Source organism: Mycolicibacterium confluentis, assembly GCF_010729895.1.
Taxonomy (GTDB): domain Bacteria; phylum Actinomycetota; class Actinomycetes; order Mycobacteriales; family Mycobacteriaceae; genus Mycobacterium; species Mycobacterium confluentis.
This window is the reverse complement of sequence record NZ_AP022612.1, coordinates 1,772,601-1,793,009: the sequence shown is the minus strand read 5'-3', so window position 1 is coordinate 1,793,009 and position 20,409 is coordinate 1,772,601. Positions and strand designations below refer to the sequence as shown.

Annotated in this window: 15 protein-coding genes; 13 read left to right on the top strand and 2 right to left on the bottom strand. The window is 67.0% G+C overall.

Annotated features, from left to right (window positions below):
- Positions 1-49: 49 nt before the first annotated feature.
- Genes G6N34_RS08230 through G6N34_RS08220 form a run of 3 tightly spaced genes read left to right on the top strand, consistent with a single transcriptional unit; the run spans position 50 to position 3,986 of the window.
- Positions 50-1,030 (top strand): nitrilase-related carbon-nitrogen hydrolase, encoded by a 981-nt coding sequence (locus G6N34_RS08230; protein ID WP_085152469.1) that lies wholly within the window; start codon positions 50-52, stop codon positions 1,028-1,030.
- Positions 1,027-2,634 (top strand): amidohydrolase, encoded by a 1,608-nt coding sequence (locus G6N34_RS08225; protein WP_085152468.1) that lies wholly within the window; start codon positions 1,027-1,029, stop codon positions 2,632-2,634. The genes G6N34_RS08230 and G6N34_RS08225 overlap by 4 nt, the downstream gene beginning before the upstream one ends.
- Before the next feature lie 11 nt (positions 2,635-2,645).
- Positions 2,646-3,986, top strand: a complete 1,341-nt coding sequence (locus tag G6N34_RS08220; RefSeq protein WP_085152467.1) for an APC family permease — start codon at positions 2,646-2,648, stop codon at positions 3,984-3,986.
- Positions 3,987-4,025: 39 nt separating this feature from the next.
- Here the strand turns inward: G6N34_RS08220 and G6N34_RS08215 are convergent, their stop codons facing one another.
- A complete protein-coding gene (locus G6N34_RS08215; protein ID WP_179965734.1) occupies positions 4,026-4,448 on the bottom strand; it encodes a pyridoxamine 5'-phosphate oxidase family protein in 423 nt (140 codons plus the stop codon).
- A gap of 72 nt (positions 4,449-4,520) precedes the next feature.
- Here G6N34_RS08215 and G6N34_RS08210 point away from each other — a divergent pair, with 72 nt between their 5' ends.
- From G6N34_RS08210 to G6N34_RS08170, 9 genes are all read left to right on the top strand, one after another.
- Entirely contained in the window at positions 4,521-6,428 is a 1,908-nt protein-coding gene (locus tag G6N34_RS08210) for an ABC transporter ATP-binding protein/permease (protein ID WP_085152465.1), read from the top strand.
- Positions 6,425-7,135, top strand: coding sequence for a TVP38/TMEM64 family protein (locus G6N34_RS08205; protein ID WP_085152464.1), 711 nt, complete (start codon positions 6,425-6,427; stop codon positions 7,133-7,135). The genes G6N34_RS08210 and G6N34_RS08205 overlap by 4 nt, the downstream gene beginning before the upstream one ends.
- A gap of 166 nt (positions 7,136-7,301) precedes the next feature.
- Entirely contained in the window at positions 7,302-10,151 is a 2,850-nt protein-coding gene (locus G6N34_RS08200; protein WP_085152463.1) for an MMPL/RND family transporter, read from the top strand.
- A gap of 337 nt (positions 10,152-10,488) precedes the next feature.
- Positions 10,489-10,863: a cupin domain-containing protein gene (locus G6N34_RS08195; RefSeq protein ID WP_085152462.1), complete on the top strand. Its 375-nt coding sequence runs from the start codon at positions 10,489-10,491 to the stop codon at positions 10,861-10,863.
- Complete coding sequence (locus tag G6N34_RS08190; protein ID WP_085152461.1) at positions 10,863-13,169, top strand: trimethylamine N-oxide demethylase; 2,307 nt, start codon at positions 10,863-10,865, stop codon at positions 13,167-13,169. The genes G6N34_RS08195 and G6N34_RS08190 overlap by 1 nt, the downstream gene beginning before the upstream one ends.
- A gap of 10 nt (positions 13,170-13,179) precedes the next feature.
- Complete coding sequence (locus G6N34_RS08185) at positions 13,180-14,517, top strand: trimethylamine monooxygenase (protein ID WP_085152460.1); 1,338 nt, start codon at positions 13,180-13,182, stop codon at positions 14,515-14,517.
- Between the two features lie 207 nt (positions 14,518-14,724).
- Positions 14,725-15,738, top strand: coding sequence for an acetamidase/formamidase family protein (locus G6N34_RS08180; RefSeq protein WP_085152459.1), 1,014 nt, complete (start codon positions 14,725-14,727; stop codon positions 15,736-15,738).
- A gap of 32 nt (positions 15,739-15,770) precedes the next feature.
- The gene (gene hpnE / locus G6N34_RS08175; protein WP_085152458.1) at positions 15,771-17,126 is read left to right on the top strand and encodes a hydroxysqualene dehydroxylase HpnE; all 1,356 of its coding nucleotides are present in this window, start codon (positions 15,771-15,773) and stop codon (positions 17,124-17,126) included.
- 19 nt (positions 17,127-17,145) lie between these two features.
- Positions 17,146-18,114 carry an aldo/keto reductase gene (locus G6N34_RS08170; protein ID WP_085152457.1) on the top strand — a complete coding sequence of 323 codons (969 nt, stop codon included), beginning with the start codon at positions 17,146-17,148 and terminating at the stop codon, positions 18,112-18,114.
- Here the strand turns inward: G6N34_RS08170 and G6N34_RS08165 are convergent, their stop codons facing one another.
- Positions 18,115-18,507 (bottom strand): hypothetical protein, encoded by a 393-nt coding sequence (locus G6N34_RS08165; RefSeq protein ID WP_085152456.1) that lies wholly within the window; start codon positions 18,505-18,507, stop codon positions 18,115-18,117.
- A 257-nt stretch (positions 18,508-18,764) separates the two neighbouring features.
- On the opposite strand from G6N34_RS08165, the gene G6N34_RS08160 reads away from it, so the two are divergent.
- The gene (locus tag G6N34_RS08160) at positions 18,765-20,399 is read left to right on the top strand and encodes a fatty acyl-AMP ligase (RefSeq protein ID WP_085152455.1); all 1,635 of its coding nucleotides are present in this window, start codon (positions 18,765-18,767) and stop codon (positions 20,397-20,399) included.
- The last annotated feature ends 10 nt before the right edge of the window (positions 20,400-20,409 follow it).

Here is a 20,409-nt window from a genome sequence, read left to right as displayed (position 1 = left end):
CCAGTGTGTGCCCACACAATAAACGAACTTCATTCGTTTTAGGAGCTCGATGATCATCCTGACCGCACCCCCGGCGCCCCCACCCGCACGGTCCACCGCGTCGACGCGACCGCCGCTGCGGGTCGCGCTGGTGCAGCACCGGTGGCGACCCGACGCCGACGAGCTGGTCACGGCCCTGCGCTCAGGCATCGCCACGGCGGCCGCAGAGGGCGCTCAGGCGGTGTTCCTGCCCGAGATCACGCTGCTGCGCTACCCCGCAGATCAGCCGGGTGGCGCAGACGCCGCGGCCCTGGCCGAGGATCTGACGGGCGGCCCGACGTTCGCCCTGGCCGCCACCGCGGCCCGTGAGCACGGCATCTTCGTGCACGCCTCGCTGTACGAGCGCGCACCAGGCGATGACGGACTGGGGTTCAACACCGCGATCCTGGTGTCCCCGGACGGTGAACTGGTGGGCCGCACCCGCAAACTGCACATCCCCATCTCGGCCGGCTACTACGAGGACACCTACTTCCGCCCCGGCCCGGCCACCGACCCCTACCCCGTCTATGAACCCGAGGGTCTGGACGCGCGCATCGGGATGCCGACCTGCTGGGACGAGTGGTTTCCCGAGGTCGCGCGCGAGTACTCGCTCGGCGGTGCAGAGATCCTCGTCTATCCGACGGCGATCGGCTCCGAACCGGTGTTCCCCGACTTCGACACCCGCCCGCTGTGGCAGCAGGTCATCGTGGCCAACGGCATCAACAGCGGTCTGTTCATGGTGGTGCCCAACCGCGTCGGCGACGAGGGCAGCGTGAGCTTCTACGGGTCGTCGTTCATCTCCGACCCGTACGGCCGGGTGCTGGTGCAGGCCCCGCGCGACGAGGAGGCTGTGCTGGTGGCCGATCTCGACCTCGACCAGCGCCGCGACTGGCTCGAGCTGTTCCCGTTCCTGCTCACCCGCCGCCCCGACACATACCGGCGGTTGACCGAACCCGTTGATCCACAACGGCCTTACGGTGTCGGACACGCTGCGACGGCGGTGGTCAAATGAGCGCCACCCTGTTCACCAACGGCGTCATCTGGACGGGCACCGAGGACGCTGACGCGCTGCTCGTCGTCGACGGCGTGATCGCCGCACTCGGCGACGAGGCCCGCGCCCGAGGCGCCGAGGCCGAGCGCGTCGACCTCGGCGGCGGGTTCCTCATGGCCTCCTTCGGCGACGGCCACGCGCACCCCCTCTACGGCGGCCTCGAGGCCGTCGGGCCGCCCGTGCGCGCCTGCGAGTCGGTCGACGAGATCGTCGCCGCGGTCAAAAAGTACGCCGACGAGCACCCCGAGCAGGAGTGGATCGTCGGGGCCTCCTATGACGGCAGCCTCGCACCGGGCGGACTGTTCGACGCCCGCTGGCTCGACGCCGCCGTGCCGGATCGGCCCGTCGTGCTGCGCGCGTGGGACTACCACACCCTGTGGGTCAACTCGGTGGCACTCGAACGCGCCGGGATCACGCCCGACACCCCGGATCCCGTGCTCGGCGAGATCCCGCACCGCCCCGACGGCTCCGTGCTGGGCACGCTGCGAGAGTGGGGCGCAACGGATCTGGTGATGAACGTGATGCCGCCCCGCGAAGAGCAGGAGCGCATCGACGCGCTCGGCACCGCCGCCGACTACTACCTGGCCCGCGGCGTGACGTGGGTGCAGGACGCCTGGGTGGAACCCGCCGACGTCGCGACCTACATCGAGGCGGCTCGCCGCGGCGTGCTGCGCATGCGGTTCAACCTCGCGTTGTATGCCGATCCGCGCCACTTCGACGCGCAGGTCGAGCGGTTCGCGGCCCAGCGCCGCGCCGTCGACGAGATCGGTTCGCCGATGCTGACCGCGAACACCGTGAAGTTCTTCGCCGACGGAGTCGTGGAGAACGAGACCGGTGCGCTGCTGGCGCCCTACTGCACGGGCCTGCACAGCCACGGCCAGCAGAACTGGGAGGGCCAGTCGCTGGCCGAGGCCGCCCGCCGCGTCGACGAACTGGGCCTGCAGATCCACATCCACGCGATCGGCGACGCCGCGGTGCGTCAGGCGCTCGACGCCATCGAGTACGTGACAAGGGTGAATCCGCCGCGGGACCGGCGGCCGGTGATCGCGCACTGCCAACTGATCGACGACGCCGACCTGGGCCGGTTCGCCGACCTGGGCGTCATCCCCAACATGCAGCCGCTGTGGGCGCAGATGGACGCGCTGATGACGGTGCTGACCATTCCTCGCCTGGGCGCCGAGCGCGCCGGCAAGCAGTACCCCATCCGCACCCTCGAGAAATCCGGTGCGCCATTGGGATTCGGATCGGACTGGCCGGTGTCCTCCGGCGCACCGCTGGACGGGATCGCCGTCGCGGTGTCGCGCTGCACGGTCGACGGCGAACCCGCGGGCGGCTGGACCCCGCACGAGATCCTGCCCATCGACGCAGCCCTGACCGCCTACACCTCCGGGGTCGCGAATCAGGCTTTCGCCGAGCACAATTGGGGACGTGCCGTTGCCGGTGCCAGCGCCGATCTGGTCTGGCTCGACCGCGACCCCCGCACCACTGCCCCGGATCTGCTGCCGAAGGTGACGGTGCGCGCCACCTACCTCGGCGGTGCCACCGCCCACCAGGCCGACAACTGAAAGGCTGACCCTTGACTGTGCAGACCTCTCCGCATGAAGGCCATCTGAAACGCGCGCTGGGCGTTCCGTCGCTCGTGCTGTTCGGCCTGGTGTACATGGTGCCGCTGACGGTCTTCACCACGTACGGCATCGTCACCGAGACCTCGGGCGGTCGCCTGCCGTTGGCCTACATCGTGACGCTCGTCGCGATGGTGTTCACCGCGCTGTCCTACGCGCGGATGTCGGCCGCGTTCCCCGTCGCCGGTTCGGCATACACATACACCCAGAAGACGTTCGGCGCCCCAACGGGTTTCCTGGCCGGGTGGTCACTGCTGCTGGACTACCTGTTCCTGCCGATGATCAACTACCTCGTCATCGGCATCTACCTCAACGCCGCCGTGCCCGCACTGCCCCAGTGGGCCGTCGTGGTGATCGCGATCGCGGTGGTGACCGTGCTCAACATCGTCGGGATCGTGTCGGTGGCGCGGACCAACTTCCTGATCATCGCGGTGCAGACGATCTTCATCGTGGTGTTCATCGTGCTCGCGGCCGGCAAGATCTTCGGCGGTGGTGATGTCAATCTCGCGGCCCCGTTCAGCGGCGACGGGTCTGCGGGCGGACTGAATCCGGTCCTGGCCGGTGCGGCCATCCTGTGCCTGTCGTTCCTGGGCTTCGACGCCGTGTCGACGCTGGCGGAGGAAGCCAAGGACCCCAAGCGTGGTGTGCCGCGGGCGATCATGATCGCGACCATCGTTTCCGGGCTGATCTTCATCCTGCTGTCCTACGTGTCGCAGCTGGTGTTCCCGTCGAACAACTTCGACGACGTGGACTCCGGATCACTGGACGTCATGGTGGCCGCGGGAGGGCAGTTCCTGAACAACTTCTTCACCGCGGCCTATGTCGCCGGCGCGTTGGGTTCGGCGCTGACCTCGCAGGCCTCAGTGGCCCGCATCCTGTTCGCGATGGGCCGCGACGGCGTCCTGCCGCGTCGGGTGTTCGGGTACGTGTCGCCGCGGTTCAGCACGCCGGTGTACGCGATCGGCGTGGTCAGCGTGGTGTCGCTGCTGGCGATCGTGATCGACCTGGCCACTCTCGCGTCGCTGATCAGTTTCGGTGCGCTGGTGGCCTTCTCGGTGGTCAACCTGACGGTGATCAAGCACTTCTACCTCGACCTGCGTGAGCGCTCCAACGTGCTGTTGAACCTGGTGCTGCCGTTGATCGGGTTCCTGCTCACGGTCTGGCTGTGGACCAGCCTGTCGGGGCTGACCCTGGTGATCGGGCTGTGCTGGCTGGCCATCGGCTTCATCTGGCTGCTCAGCGTGACCCGCGGGTTCCGCCGGCCCACGCCGGTGCTGGACATCGAGCACCAGTAGGGGCCTCGCCCTCGCACCGGCGGACGAGCGCGGCAGCCCCTACCCCTCCTTGGAGTAGTCCGTGCTCAACCACCGCTTGGGCTTCATGCGGATCACCACGGACGACGACGTGAGGTTCTCGTCGGTGAACTGATTGCCGGCCTCCTCACCGAGATAGCGCACCGCGATCGCGCGCACCACGTCGTCGGTCGCGGGGTCGACACCCACCACGTCACCCTCGGCCGTCACGTACTTGTACGGCGGCTGCTCGTGCTGCACGCTGATCGCGAACCGCCCCGCCGCCCTGATCAGCGTGTGCTTGATCGAGGAGGCCTCGGTCCACAGCAGCACTTCGCCACCGGGTTCGTAGCCGTACCAGATCGGCACGGTCAGCGGCGCACGGTCGGGTCGCTCGACGGCGATCACCCCCACGTGCACGTCGGCCAGGAACTGCTGTCGCTCGTCGGACGTCATTGTCGGCATGCTGCGCACAACCGCTCCCCCGCGCCGACGTATTCCGCAGGGCCGCGCACCGCCCTGCGGTAATTTCACCAGGTGAACGATCTCAAGCCGTTCCAGCCGTCGATCGACTGGGACACGGCACTCATCGACTCGTTGCTGTGGGTCGGCCGAACCTGGGCCATCGCCGCCGCGGTGACCATGCTGGTCCTGACGATCATCGCGCGCTACACCACGTGGGGCCGCCAGTTCTGGCAGGTCACAGGCGTCTACTTCACCGGAAGGAACAGCGTCCGGCCGTGGCTGTCGCTGGGCACGATGCTGCTGTCGGTGATCATCGGTGTGCGGTTGAGTGTGCTCTTCACCTACCAGGGCAACGACCTGTACTCCTCGGCTCAAGTGGCGGTTCAGGGCCTGGCGCTGGGCGACGACGCGATCCAGGACTCCGGCATCCGGGGGTTCTGGCTGTCGCTGGTGCTGTTCGCGGTGCTGGCCGCGCTCCTGGTCACCCGCGTCATGGTGGACCTGTTCATCACGCAGCGGTTCATGCTGCGGTGGCGCGAGTGGCTGACCGACCGGCTCACGGGTGACTGGCTGGACGGCCGCGCCTACTACCGGGGCCGGTTCATCGATGACACCATCGACAACCCCGATCAGCGCATCCAGTCCGACATCGACGTGTTCACCGCGCTGTCGGGGCCGCAGCCCAACACCCCGCACCAGACCAGCAACGGCACACTGCCGTTCGGGGCCATCTCGTCGATCATCACCGTCATCTCGTTCACCCAGATCCTGTGGGCCCTCTCCGGCGACCTGACGGTGTTGGGAGTGACCATCCCCCACGCGATGCTCTGGGCGGTGTTCCTCTATGTCGCGTTCGCGACGGTCGTCGCGTTCTGGCTGGGCCGTCCACTGATCCGGTTGTCGTTCGACAACGAGAAGTTCAACGCCGCGTTCCGCTACGGCCTGGTCCGCCTGCGCGACGCGGCCGAAGCCGTCGCGCTCTACCGCGGTGAGAAACCCGAACGCCTGCACCTGCGCGAGCGATTCGCGCCCGTGGTGTCCAACTACCGGCGCTTCATCAACAAGACCATGATTTTTACCGGCTGGAACTACTCGATGAATCACGTCATCATCCCGCTGCCGTGGTTGTTGCAGGCGCCGCGGATGTTCGCCGGACAGATCCAACTCGGGGCGGTCACGCAGACGGCCGCGGCGTTCGGCGCGATCCAGGAGGCACTGTCGTTCTTCCGCAACGCCTACGACAGGTTCGCCGGTTACCGTGCGTCGATCATCCGTCTGCACGGTCTGGTGGCCGCCAACGAACAGAGCCGCCAACTGCCCAAGCTCGACATCGAATCCTTCTCCGACGGAGTGGTTTTCGACGACATCGAGGTTCGCAGCCCGGCTGGCGAGCAGCTCATCGACGCGCTCAACCTGGAACTGCGACCGGGTGACGCGATGATCATCACGGGCAAGTCGGGCACCGGCAAGTCCACGCTGCTGCGCAGCCTCGCCGAACTGTGGCCCTACACCTCCGGCACCATGCGCTCTCCGCAGGGCGAGCACGAAACGCTGTTCCTGTCACAGCTGCCCTACGTCCCGCTCGGAGACCTGCGGGCGGTGGTGTCCTATCCGCACGCACCCGGCGCGATCCCCGACGACACACTGCAGGACGCGCTGGTCTCAGTGGCACTGCCCAAGTACGCCGACCGTCTCGACGAGGTCGCAGACTGGGCCAAGGTGCTCTCCCCCGGTGAGCAGCAGCGCATCGCATTCGCCCGCGTGCTGCTCACCAAACCGAAGGCTGTGTTCCTCGACGAGGCCACCTCAGCGCTCGACGAACCACTGGAGTTCATGATCTACCAACTGGTCCGGCGCGAACTGCCCGACACGATCTTCGTCAGTGTGACGCACCGCAGCACGGTCAACCGCCACCACGGCAAACATCTCGAACTGCTCGGCGAGGGTCGCTGGCAGTTCGGCAGTATGGCTTCAACATGACCGACGACGAGACCGACCCCGCACCTTCTCGACGCCCGCACGTCCTGCGCCTCGCGCTGTTCGTCGGGTTCCTGCTGCTGATGTTCTATCTGGTGGCCATCGCCAGGGTGATCGACGTGGAACCCGTGCGCGACGCGATCCGGGCCACCGGACCGGCCGCACCACTGGTCTACATCGTGGTGTCGGCGATCCTCGGCTCGCTGTTCGTACCCGGACCGATCCTGGCCGCGGGCAGCGGTCTGCTGTTCGGCCCCGTGCTGGGCACGTTCGTCACCCTCGGGGCGACGGTCGGCACCGCGGTCGTCGCGAGCCTCGCCGGGCGCCGTGCGGGACGCGACAGCGCCCGCGCGCTGCTCGGCGCCCAGCGCGCCGACCGCCTCGACATCCTGATCGAGCGCGGCGGACTGTGGGCCGTCGTCGGCCAACGCTTCGTGCCGGGCATCTCCGACGCCATGGCGTCCTACGCCTTCGGCGCGTTCGGCGTTCCGCTGTGGCAGATGGCCGTCGGCGCGTTCATCGGGTCGGTGCCACGCGCGTTCGTCTACACGGCTCTGGGCGCCTCGATCGGTGACCTGTCGGCACCGCTGGCCTACACCGCGATCGCCGTGTGGTGCGTGACGGCGATCGTCGGGGTGTTCGTCGCCCGCCACGGTGTCCGAAGCTGGCGTTCGACGCACCAGCCGGACTCCTCCGACGAGACGCCCTGACACCGAATCGCCGACGTGGGTCCCCAAATGGCACGAGCGTCTGGTTCACTGATCACGACGTCACGTAGTAGCTGGGAGGTGTCGCAGTAGTGCCGGACTCGCGCCACGCGCTTTTCCGACCGACCGACGGCGCCGTGTTCACGGCTGCGACCTGGGCGGATCGAGTATGACGAACACCCACGCCCCCGAACGCAGTCTCATCGCGAGGTTCATTCGTAAGTTCGCATGGCTGGTGATCCTGGGCTGGATCGCGATCATCGGCCTGGCGAGCACGACCGTGCCGCCACTCGAAGAGGTCGGCGCGATGCGGTCGGTCTCGATGAGTCCCAGCGACGCCCCGTCGGTGATCGCGATGAAACGGGTCGGCGAAGTCTTCGACGAATTCAAGTCGGACTCCTCGGCGATGATCGTGCTCGAGAGCGACGAACCGCTCGACGACGCCGCGCACTACTTCTACAACGACATGATCGACAAGCTCGAGGCTGACAAGCAGCACGTCGAGCATGTTCAGGACTTCTGGGGCGATCCTCTGACCGAGGCCGGCGCCGAGAGTCCGGACGGTCGGGCCACCTATGTGCAGGTGTACCTCGCAGGCAACATGGGCGAGTCACTGGCCAACGAGTCCGTCGAGGCGGTCCAGACGCTGGTCGAAGGCCTGACCCCGCCACCGGGCCTGAAGGTCTATGTGACGGGCCTGTCGGCTCTGGCGGCCGATCAGCAGATCGCCGGTGATCGCAGTGTGCGGGTGATCGAGGGCGTCATCTTCGCCGTCATCATCACGATGCTGCTGCTCGTGTACCGGTCGATCATCACCACCATCCTCGTGCTGGTCATGGTGGTGTTCTCGCTGTCGTCGGCGCGCGGGATCGTCGCGTTCCTCGGCTATCACGACCTGATCGGTCTCTCGACCTTCGCCACACAGCTTCTGGTGACGCTGGCGGTGGCGTCGGCGACCGACTACGCGATCTTCCTGATCGGGCGATATCAGGAGGCCCGCACTCTCGGCGAGGACCGCGAGACCGCCTACTACTCGATGTTCGCCGGCACCGCGCACGTCGTGCTCGGCTCCGGCATGACGATCGCCGGCGCCATGCTGTGCCTGCACTTCACCCGGTTGCCGTACTTCCAGACACTCGGCATCCCGATGGCGTTCGGCATGACTGTGGTGGTCCTGACGGCCCTGACGTTGGGGCCGGCGATCATCACGATCGCGAGCCGCTACCGCAACCTCCTCGAACCCAAACGCGCCATGCGCATTCGGGGCTGGCGCCGGATCGGGACGGTCATCGTGCGATGGCCCGGACCGGTGCTGTTGGCGACGATTGCGCTGTCGCTGGTCGGCCTGCTGACCCTGCCCGGGTACCGGACCAACTACAACGACCGCAACTACCTGCCACCGGATCTTCCCGCGATGGAGGGGTTCGCGGCGGCCGAACGGCACTTCTCCGCGGCCCGGATGAACCCCGAACTGCTGCTCATCGAGACCGATCGGGATCTGCGGAACTCGGCGGACTTCCTGGTCATCGAGAAGATCGCCAAGACCGTGTTCCGCGTGCCCGGTGTCGGCGAGGTGCAGGCCATCACCCGCCCGCAGGGTGAGCCGCTGGAGTTCAGCACCATCCCCGCGCAGATGAGCATGAGCGGCACCATGCAGACGATGAACCGCAAGTACCTCATGGACCGCACTGACGACATGCTCAAGCAGTCGGCGGACATGGAGAAGACCATCAACACCATGACCCGCATGGTCGAGTTGATGACGGAGATGACGGACGTCACCCAGAGCATGGTGGGCAAGACCCACCAGATGGCCGACGACATCGTCGAGTTGCGGGATCACATCGCCAACTTCGACGACTTCGTGCGTCCGCTGCGCAACTACCTCTACTGGGAACCGCACTGCTACAACATCCCGATGTGCTCGTCGATGCGGTCGATCTTCGACAGCCTCGACGGCCTCGACACCATGACCGACCAGTTCCAGCAGGTGCTGCCGGACATGGATCGGCTCGCTGAACTGATGCCGCAGATGGCCGCGCTGCTGCCCAGTCAGATCGAAACCATGCAGAACATGCGCACCATGATGCTGACGATGTATCAGAGCCAGAAGGGTCTCTACGACCAAATGGCCGAGATGCAGGACGGTCAGACCGCCATGGGCGAGGCGTTCAACGACGCCAAGAACGACGACACGTTCTACCTGCCGCCGGAGATCTTCAACAACAAAGACTTCAAGCGCGGCATGGACAGCTTCATCTCGCCGGACGGAAAGGCCGTGCGGTTCATCATCTCCCATGCCGGAGACCCGCTGACGCCCGACGGCATCAAGCTGATCGACCAGATCAAGCTCGCGGCCAAGGAGGCCATGAAGGGCACTCCGCTGGAGGGTTCGAGGATCTACATGGCCGGCACCGCGGCCGCGTTCAAGGACATGCAGGAGGGCAACAACTGGGACCTCCTGATCGCCGGCATATCTGCGCTGTGCCTGATCTTCATCATCATGCTGCTGATCACCCGCGCCCTGGTGGCCGCGGCGGTGATCGTCGGCACCGTCGTGGTGTCACTCGGCGCGTCATTCGGGCTCTCAGTGTTGGTGTGGCAGCACCTGATCGGCGTCGAACTGCACTTCATGGTGATGGCGATGGCGGTGATCGTCCTGCTGGCGGTCGGCGCGGACTACAACCTGCTGCTGGTGGCGCGACTCCGCGAAGAGGTTCATGCCGGCATCAACACCGGCATCATCCGGGCGATGGGCGGCACCGGATCGGTGGTGACGGCCGCGGGCCTGGTGTTCGCGTTCACGATGATGTCGATGGCGGTCAGTGAGATGACCGTGGTGGCACAGATCGGTACGACGATCGGCCTTGGTCTATTGTTCGACACCCTGGTCATCCGGTCGTTCATGACGCCGTCGATCGCCGCGCTGATGGGCCGGTGGTTCTGGTGGCCGCAGTTCGTGCGCCAGCGTCCGGCACAGGGCGTGGTGGCCCGCGTGCTGGAACGCGACTCGGTCTAGGGCCCCGGCCCTCATAGCCGCGGGCCGACCCCCTCTCAAATGCCCGGCTAGGAGCGACTTTCCACACTCAGCCCACCGACCCCCGCGGATCCAGCCCGATTAGTCGCTCGTAGCCGGGCATTTGAGACACACACCTGACTCCCCTCGCCTCAGTGCCTCACCGCATCGCGTCACCTCAGCCGCCTCGCCCAGGCGCCTCACCTCAGTGCCGCCCCGCTCCGCGCTCCGGCGCGCATTCTGATACCTGCTCGCTACCGAGATTAATCTCCAGGAAACCCACGGACCGTTTCCCCACGGCAGACTCTGTTTCACCTTAAGAGTCTTCCGTGGAGGTTGAATGACGACAGTTTCGGTTCCCCCGTTCTTGGTGACTTCCGGCTTCTGGCAGGGACTTCCGCAGATGCCGCTGGACAGGTATCCGGGCACGCAGGGTTACATCGACGACGTCTACGCCAATCCGTACCAGGTGCCGATGTGTTCCGGTTACTTCGAGTTGAAGAACACCGAAGCGCCCCTGGACTACTACTACGACTACGACGAGATGAAGGTCGTGCTCGAAGGCGAGTTCCGGTTGGAGAACGTCGACACCGGACAGGTCGAGATCGCCCGCGCCAAGGATGCGATCTTCTTCCCGAAGGGTTCCCGCATCCTGTTCTCGACACCGGACTATGCACTGGCGTTCTACGTCGGATACCGGTCGTTCGCGCCATAATGCCGGTGCGCGACAACGTCGAACGCTACCGAGTCCGCCCGGGCGGGGTCACCGCGGTGAAGGTGTTCGGTGGTGATCGCTTCGACGTCATCGACCACTTCGGCCGCCAGGGTGCCGAACTCACGGTGCTGGCCGAGGATCCGCGAGCGGTGGCCGATACCCGACCCGACGCCGCGGCAACCGTGTTGCGCGGACTCGTCGGCGGCAAGGACGAGGACGGGTACTCCGCCGCCCGGATCCTTGCCGTGCTGTCCGAGCACGGGGTGCGGCAGGACGAGGCGACGGCGGCCCGCCTGTTCGGCGACGACTCCCCCGCCGGCGCGCGGGAGAGTTTCACCGTCGTCGCCGACGCGGTCGTCCTGGTCGCCGCGCCCGCGGCGCCGATGCTCGTGCACACCGTGCACCAGAACCCGCCATCAGACCTGTTCGTCGAGGTCGAGCGGGGCGCCAACACCCCGCGGGAGCAGCTCGAACTGCCAAGTCCGTTGGCGGAACCCCTGTGGGAGGCGCGAATCGACGCCTCCACCGCAGCCTCCTACGAGGTGCGCGCCGGGCAGTTCATCCAGATCCTCGACGTGGCGGGGCGGCAGTGCTCGGACCTGCTGGCGTTCGACGCCCGAGCCCTCGGCGACGGCCAGGAGTTCGGACTGGACGCAACCATGACGCGCACCCTGATCGGTGCCGCAACCCCGCGTCCAGGGTTGACGGGCAAGTTCTACGACAGCCGGGCTCGCCCCCTGCTGGAGGTGGTGCGCGACACCGTGGGCCGCCACGACACCTTCGCGCTGGCCTGCACCGCGAAGTACTACGCCGACATGGGTTATCCCGGGCACGTGAACTGCACCGACAACTTCAATGCTGCGTTCGATCAGTACGGCGTCGCACCGAGGGTGGGTTGGCCTGCGCTGAATCTCTTCTACAACACCGCTTTCGACGCCGACCACCAGCTGATCTCCGATGAGCCCTGGTCCCGACCAGGCGACTACGTGCTGCTGCGGGCCGCGGCGGACCTGGTGTGTGCCTCGTCGGCATGTCCCGATGACATCGACCCGGCCAACGGCTGGGTACCGACCGATATCCATGTGCGCGTGTATGACTCGACCAGGAGGTTCTCCGTGGCGGTGGGACACCGGCTCACTCCCGACGCCGAACCGGTGTTGACCAAACAGACCGGGTTCGCCGGGCGCACCTCGGCACTCACTCGCAATTTTGCCGAGTACCAGGGCTACTGGCTGCCCACCAGCTTCGACAACTACGGTCCACACCAGGAGTACTGGGCCTGCCGAGAACGCGTGGCGGTGATGGACCTGTCGGCACTGCGGAAGTTCGAGGTGCTCGGACCCGATGCCGAGGCCCTGCTCCAGTCCACCGTGACCCGCGACATCCGCAGGCTGGCGCGCGGGCAGGTGGTCTACACCGCCATGTGCACCGACACCGGCGGCGTGATCGACGACTGCACGGTGTTCCGGCTCGGGGACAACAACTTCCGCTTCATCGGCGGTGATCCGTATGACGGTGAGCACCTGCGCGCCCACGCCGAGCGACTCGGACTCGGGAAGGTGTGGATCAAGGACTCCTCCGACCAGTTGCACAACATCGCCGTGCAGGGTCCGTCCAGCCGCGACCTGCTCGATGAACTCATCTGGTCGCCGGCGGGCCAGCCGGCGTTGCGCGAGCTGGGCTGGTTCCGCTTCCTGATCGGGCGCCTCGGCGGGCCGGACGGGCCGCCACTGCTGGTGTCGCGCACAGGGTATTCGGGTGAACTGGGCTACGAGGTATGGGTGCATCCCGCTGACGCGGAAACCCTGTGGGATGCGGTGTGGACGGCCGGCGAGCCTTACGGCCTGGCGCCGCTTGGGCTCGAAGCTCTTGAGATGCTGCGTGTCGAATCCGCACTGGTGGCGGCCGGACACGAATTCGATGAACAGACCGATCCCTTCGAGGCGGGCATCGGATTCACGGTGCCGCTGAAGACCAAACCCGACGACTTCGTCGGACGCGCGGCACTCGTCGACCGGAAGGCACATCCCCAACGCGTTCTGGTCGGACTGCGCCTCGACGGCAACGACGTGGCGGGCCACGGCGACTGTGTGCACATCGGCCGCTCCCAGGTCGGGGTGATCACCAGCGGGGTGCGCTCCCCCATCCTCGGCGCCAGCATTGCGTTGTGCCGCATCGCTGTTCAACACAGTGCGATAGGGACCGGCGTCGAGGTGGGCAAGCTCGACGGTCACCGCAAGAGACTGCCCGCCGTCGTCGTCCCCATTCCGTTCTACGACCCGGAGAAGACCCGCCCGCGTTCCTGAGGAGGAATCTATGCCCCGTACCGCGATCGTCGGCGCCGGCCCGTGCGGCCTCGCCCTTCTGCACGCATTCGAACAGGCTCGTCTCGACGGAATCGACGTCGGCGAGGTGGTCTGCTTCGAGAAACAGAGCGACTGGGGTGGGCTGTGGAACTACACCTGGCGCACAGGCCTCGACGCCCATGGCGATCCGGTGCACGGCAGCATGTACCGCTATCTGTGGTCAAACGGGCCCAAGGAGTGCCTGGAGTTCGCCGACTACACCTTCGACGAGCACTTCGGCACGCCGATCCCGTCGTTCCCGCCGCGTGAAGTCCTCTACGACTACATCGTCGGACGCGCCAAGAAGAGCGGCGTGCGTGAGTCGATCCGGTTCGACACCGCAGTGCGTGGCGTGACCTTCGACGCCGAGAGCGCGACCTTCGCCGTCACGACGGAGTCCCTCGAGAATCGGTGCCTGTCCACTGACACCTTCGATCACGTGGTGGTGGCGTCCGGACACTTCTCCACTCCCCACATGCCGGAATACCCTGGATTCCAGTCATTTCCGGGCCGGATCCTGCATTCGCACGACTTCCGGGACGCCGCGGAGTTCGCCGGTAAGGACCTGCTGATCCTGGGCAGCAGCTATTCCGCCGAGGACATCGCACTGCAGACCTTCAAGTACGGGGCGAAATCGGTCACCATCGCCTACCGCCATGCCCCGATGGGGTTCGGGTGGCCCGAGGGCATCACCGAGGTGCCCGCCCTCACACACCTCGACGGCCGCACCGCGGTGTTCGCCGACGGCACATCCCGCGACATCGACGCCGTGATCCTGTGCACGGGATATCAGCATCACTTCCCCTTCATCGACCCTTACCTGCGCCTGACCACCGGCAACAACCTGTATCCGGACGGCCTCTACAAGGGAGTGGTGTGGGCGGCCAACCCGAAGCTGCTGTACCTGGGTATGCAGGACCAGTACTACACGTTCAACATGTTCGATCCGCAGGCGTTCTATGCCCGAGACGTCGTGTTGGGCCGCACCGCTTTACCGGATGCCGACCAGATGGCCGCCGACATCGCCGCGTGGCGGTCCAAGCTCGACGCCGTGTCGGGGGTGATGGAGCAGATCGACTTCCAGACTGATTACGTGCGGGACCTGTTGACGCTCACGGACTATGCGAGCTTCGATCTGGACCTGGTGCGCCAGCACTTCGTCACCTGGGAACACGACAAGGACGAGAGCATCACCGGCTATCGCAACCGGTCGTTCTCCTCCCCGTGTACCGGAACCGTCGGGCCCGCACCGCACACCCCGTGGTGGGAGGAGATGGACGACAGCCTGTCCCGCTTCCTGAAACCGTAGGGCTGAGCGTTGGTTCGGGCCCCGCGCCGAGCGGGGACATCCTTCCGATCGCCCGGCTATGAGCGACTATCCCCTCTCGGCGGCACCGCCCCTACGTCCATGGGGGCGAAAGTCGCTCAGAGTCGGGCATGTCGAACACACCTCCCGACCAACGCAGCCCCGGAAGGACTCCACTTCCGCGGGCCGAACCCCACCCAGGATGGCCACATGGACCACATCACCTTCATCCCCACCGTCGAGCAGATGGCGTTCACCTTCGGCGGCGCCGACCCCGTCATGCGGATCAAGCCGGGCACAGTGTTGACGTTGTGGGCCGAGGACGCTTTCGGCGGGCGCATCACCAGCACCGACGACGTCGCGAGCAGCGCGCTCGACACCGAGGACCTCAACCCGCAGACCGGGCCGTTCTGGATCGAGGGCGCACAACCCGGCGACACACTGGCCATCCATCTGGTGGATCTCACACCGGCCCGCAGTTGGGGTGCGTCGTCGTTAATCCCGTTCTTCGGCGGCCTGACCAGTTTCCCGGCCAGCCCCACACTGCAGGATCCACTGCCGGAGCGCACCTGGATCTACGAGTATGACTCCGCGGCACGCACACTCGGCTTCTCGGCGCGCGGCAGCGACTTCGAGGTCGCGTTGCCGGCCAACCCGATGCTCGGCACCGTCGGTGTGGCGCCCGCGCGCCGCGAGGTGCGCACATCGCTGGTGCCGGACTCCTTCGGCGGCAACATGGACACCCCGGAGATGGCTGCCGGTGCTACCTGCTATCTGCGTGTCAACGTCGAGGGCGCGCTGTTCTCCCTCGGCGACGGCCATTACCGGCAGGGCGAGGGCGAGTCGTGCGGCACCGCGGTCGAGGGTGCCATGAACGTCACCGCCATCGTGGAACTCATCAAGGGCGGCGGGCCCGCCTGGCCGCGACTGGAGACCGACACGCACCTGATGGCGGTCGGCTCGGGCCGTCCGCTGGAGGAGGCCTGGCGCGCCGGCCAGGTCGAGATGATCACGTGGCTCGGCGAGTTGTACGGCCTCGACCGGCTCGACGCCTATCAGCTGCTGACGCAGATCTCGCAGAATCCGATCGCCAACGTCGTCGACGTCAACTACAGCGCCGTCACCAAGATCGACAAGCGCCTGCTGCCCGCCGCCAGCGCCTACGGCGGTGTGCACGCGTCGCTGCGCGGCACAGCTCGGAGCCTCGGCACCATCAGCTACTGACCCACCCGGGAATCCCGGTTAACATCGCCTGCATGGGTGAAGCACAGCACGTGGCAGTGGTCGGCGGCGGACTGGCGGGCCTGGCGGCCACCGTCTGGCTCGCCGAACTGGGCTACCGGGTCACACTGCTGGAGAGCAACGGCACCCTCGGCGGTCGCACCATCGGCCTGACCACCAAACACGGCGACGCCGTCGAGAACGGGCAGCACGTGTTCGCCGGGTCCTACGAGAACATCTTCCGGTTCCTGGACTCGATCGGCACCCGCCATCTGCTGTCCTTCCCCGACCAGTTTGGGGTCCGCTACCCCGGCGGCCACGTCGAGACCTTCGGCCTGCATCCCCGCAACCTGGTCAAGATGGCCACGGGCCGCGTGGAGGGTCTGAGCATCGCGACGCAGTTGCGGGCCGCACCGGCGTGGGCGCGCCTGGCCCGCGACGTCATCCGGTTCGACGACAGGCTCGACGACATCACCGTCGACGAGTGGTTCGACCGCCTCGGCTTCCCCGCCCCGGTCCGGCGAATCCTGCTGAACTCCATGGTGATCGGCCTGCTCAACGAGCTGCCTCATCTGGCCTCCGCGCATGCCTTCGCCGCCCTGCTACGCACCGGCGCCGACCGGGCACGCCGGCACGGGCCATCCGCGGTGCGGATCGGCTACCCCACGGTCGATCTCGAGGCGCTCTACCTCGAGGGTGCCCGTCGCGTCATGACCGAGCGCGGTGTCGACGTGCGACTGCGCACCCGGGCCGCGCGGGTCGCGGTCACCGACGGCCGCGCGTCGGGCATCGAACTGTCCGATGGGACGACGATCGACGCCGACGCCGTGGTGCTCGCGGTGCCGTCGTGGAACCTGCGCTCCCTGCTCGACGATGTCCCCGGATCCGAGGACGCCCGCCTGGCCGCCAAGCAGCTGGAGCCGATCCCCATCATGAACGCCTACGTGCTGCTGGACCGCCCGCTCGGCACGGCCGCCCCGTGGGAGTCGTTGCTGGACAGCGATATCGGATGGGTGTTCGATCGCGATCAGATGCACGGACCCCGTGACGACGGCAATCACCTGTACGCGCTGACCACGTGCGCCAGCTATGACCTGATGACGCTCGGCAACGCCGAGGCGGGCGAGCGCCTGCTCGCGGCCCTGCGCGCCAGTTACCCCGCGGCCCGCGAGGCGAAGGTCGTCGACCTCACGGTGGTGCCCTGGCCCAAGGCGACGTTCTCGTCGCGCGTGGGCATGTCCACCATTCGACCCGGCAACCGGACCGCACTGCCCAATCTGGTGCTCGCCGGCGACTGGACCCACAACGACTGGCCGACCACCATGGAGGGCGCGGCCCAAAGTGCCTCCCGGGCAGTCGATCTGGTTCACACCGAACTCGCAGGCGGCTGACGCGCGTACGGTGGGAAGGATGAAGTTCCTCAACGTGGATGGATTGGGTGAGGTCAGCCGCATCGGCCTCGGCACGTGGCAGTTCGGATCCCGGGAATGGGGCTACGGCGACAGCTACGCTTCGGGCGCGGCGGGTGACATCGTCAAACGCGCCCGCGAACTCGGTGTCACACTGTTCGACACCGCGGAGGTCTACGGGCTCGGCAAGAGCGAGCGCATCCTCGGCGAAGCACTCGGCGACGAACGTGCGGACGTGGTGCTGGCCAGCAAGGTGTTCCCCGTCGCGCCGTTCCCGGCCGTGGTCAAGCAGCGCGCGCAGGCCAGCGCGAAGCGTTTGGGTGTCGACCGCATTCCGCTGTATCAGATCCATCAGCCCAACCCGGTGGTGCCGGATTCGGTGATCATGCCGGGCATGCGGGACCTGCTCGACAGCGGCCGGATCGGCGCGGCTGGCGTGTCGAACTACTCGTTGGAGCGGTGGCGCAAGGCCGACGCCGCACTGGGCCGACCGGTGATCAGCAATCAGGTGGAGTTCTCGCTGGCGCGGCCGCGGGCACTCGACGATCTGGTGCCGTTCGCCGAGCAGCAGAAGCGGATCGTCATCGCCTACAGTCCGCTGGCGCAGGGCCTGCTCGGCGGTAAGTACGGCGTACACAACCGGCCCGGCGGGGTGCGCGCCGCCAACCCGCTGTTCGGCACCGAGAACCTGCGACGCATCGAACCGCTGCTGAACGTGCTGCGCGATGTCGCGACCACCGTCGGCGCCAAACCGGCGCAGGTCGCGTTGGCATGGCTGCTCACGCTGCCCGGCGTGGTCGCCATTCCCGGGGCGTCCAGTGTCGAGCAGCTCGAATTCAACGTCGCCGCAGCCGATATCGAGCTGACCCCGGAGGCTCAGGCATCCCTGACCGCAGCCGCACGGGCGTTTCGGCCGGTGTCGGCGGTACAGACGCTCGTCGGCAAGGTGCGGGAGAAGATCGGGCGCTGACTACGGCGTGAGCGACAGCGGGCCCAGCAGTTGGCAGTCCGGCGCCACCAGCTGTCCAATCCACGCGCCACAGCCCCGCCCCGTCGCCACGTAGGTGGAACCCGCCACGTACGGCGTGCTGATGTGTGCCTCTCCTGGTCCGCGGTGGGGTGCGCACGTGGTCATGCCGCCCGCCTCCAGGCACGCCACGCTCATCGCCGGCTCAGCCGGCGGCCCACAGGCATCGGGCGAGACCGTCGCGGTGACCACCGAACCACTTCCGTCCGGCACCACCTGCGGCGCCGACAGCGTGAACGTGCACGGCGGTGGCGGCCCGGCGTGCGCGGTGCCGGCGGAAAGACCGGCGAGCGCCGCGACGAAGGCCACCGACAAGACCAGGACTGAGCGGGCCATACGCCGATGATAGGACGCAGAAGTCACTGCAAGGCCAGCAATCCACATAACACCCCATGGGTCCGCGAATACCGCCCATGTCTGCATTCACCCGGTACCGTGGGACGCGGTTGACCTCACAGCCCTTCCGGATAGGTTGCGGCGGCGCGCTGTCTCGCCCTGCCGATGGAGTTCAGGACTCCGACCGTGCCGGCCCGTTCACGTTGCTGTGCCGATATTTCGACATCCCGTGCACGGATCCAGAAGGGCACCTGCTGATGAGCAGATTCACCGAGACCATGTACGCCAACGCCCACAGCAGTTCCCGGGGTTTCAACACCGGCGAACCCGAGGCACCGGTGCGCCACAGCTGGCGTGAGGTGCACGAGCGCGCCCGCCGCATTGCAGGCGGGTTGGCGTCCGCCGGGGTGGGGCCTGGCGATGCCGTCGCCGTATTGGCCGGTGCCCCAGTCGATATCGCGCCGACCGCCCAGGCGATCTGGATGCGCGGAGCCAGCCTGACGATGCTGCACCAGCCCACCCCGCGCACCGACTTGACGCGCTGGGCCGAGGAGAGCTTGGCGGTGGTGAAGATGATCGACGCCAAGGTCATCGCCATCGCCGATCCGTTCCTGCCCGCCGCGCCGATCCTGGAGCAGATGGACATGCGGGTGTCGTTCATCGCGGACCTGTTGCGCAGCCCGCCGACGGACCCGCTGCCCACCGACGATGACGACCTGGCGTTGCTGCAGTTGACCTCTGGCTCCACCGGGTCCCCCAAGGCCGTCCAGATCACGCACGCCAACGTCGTCGCCAACGCCGAGGCGATGATCGTGGGCTGCAGTTTCGACGTCGACACCGATGTGATCGTGAGCTGGCTGCCGTGCTTCCACGATATGGGGATGACGGGCTATCTGACGGTGCCGATGTACTTCGGCGCCGAGCTGGTCAAGATCACGCCGATGGATTTTCTTCGCGATACGTTGTTGTGGGCCAAGCTGATCGACAAGTACAAGGGCACCATGACGGCCGCCCCGAATTTCGCGTACAACATGTTCGCCAACAGGCTTCGCCGCCAGGCCAATCCCGGCGACTTCGATCTGTCGTCGCTGCGGTGGGCGCTGTCGGGATCCGAACAGGTCGACCCTGTCGATGTCGAGGCGCTCTGCGCCGCCGGGGCGCCGTTCGGCCTGCGGCCCGAGGCCATCATCCCGGCGTACGGCATGGCCGAAACGACGGTGGCGGTGTCGTTCTCCGAGTGCGGTGGCGGCATGGTCGTCGACGAGGTGGACGCCGACATGCTGGCCGCGCTGCATTTGGCGGTTCCGGCCACCAGGGGGCGCACCCGCCGCCTGGTCACGCTCGGCAAGCCGCTTCCCGGACTCGACGTCCGCATCGTCGACGAGGACGGCGTCGTGTTGGGTCCGCGCGGCGTCGGCATCATCGAGGTTCGCGGCGCGCCGGTCACCGCCGGCTACACCACGGCGGCTGGTTTCCTCGCCGCGCAGAACGCGCTGGGGTGGTATGACACCGGAGACCTCGGCTATCTCACCGAGACCGGCGCAGTGGTCGTGTGCGGGCGGATCAAGGACGTCATCATCATGGGCGGCCGCAACATCTATCCCAGCGACATCGAACGCGCCGCCGCCCGGGTCGACGGTGTGCGGCCCGGCTGTGCGGTGGCGGTGCGGTTGGACGCCGGATTGTCGCGCGAGGCGTTCGCTGTCGCGGTCGAGTCGAAGTGCCACAACGATCACGACGAGGTGTGCCGCATCCAGCATCAGGTCGCTCACGAAGTGGTGGCCGAAGTCGATGTGCGACCCCGCCACGTGACGGTGCTCGAACCGGGTGCCATCCCGAAGACACCATCGGGAAAGCTACGCCGTTCACACGCGCTGTCACTGGTGGGCTGACTCTGTTCGA